We start from the raw sequence: 233 nt of genomic DNA, 5'->3' as shown, positions 1-233 counted from the left end.
GCGCCCACCAGCCCACTTATTAATAAATTCGGTTTGCTGAATTATTGCCACCCCGGCAAGGGATTCGTGCAGCCTGAAAACGGGAAATCACATGAACCACTTAATGATCGACCTCGAAACTATGGGCAATAAGCCAAATGCCGCAATCGTATCCATCGGAGCTGTTTTCTTTGAGCCAGATTCCGGTGAAATCGGTAATACGTTTTATTCCAACGTTCAGCTGGAGAGCGAGA

General features: G+C 47.2%; 1 protein-coding gene. It reads left to right on the top strand.

What is annotated here, in order from left to right; all coding sequences use genetic code 11:
* Nucleotides 1-91: 91 nt before the first annotated feature.
* Nucleotides 92-233 (top strand): 3'-5' exonuclease (locus IBT46_RS27150; protein WP_200548142.1); only part of this gene is annotated, 142 nt, incomplete at its 3' end.

Origin of the sequence: Erwinia sp. S38 (assembly GCF_016624545.1) — a bacterium.
GTDB lineage: Bacteria > Pseudomonadota > Gammaproteobacteria > Enterobacterales > Enterobacteriaceae > Erwinia > Erwinia coffeiphila.
The sequence above is the reverse complement of the archived record's forward strand: the minus strand, read 5'-3'. Positions and strand labels throughout refer to the sequence as shown.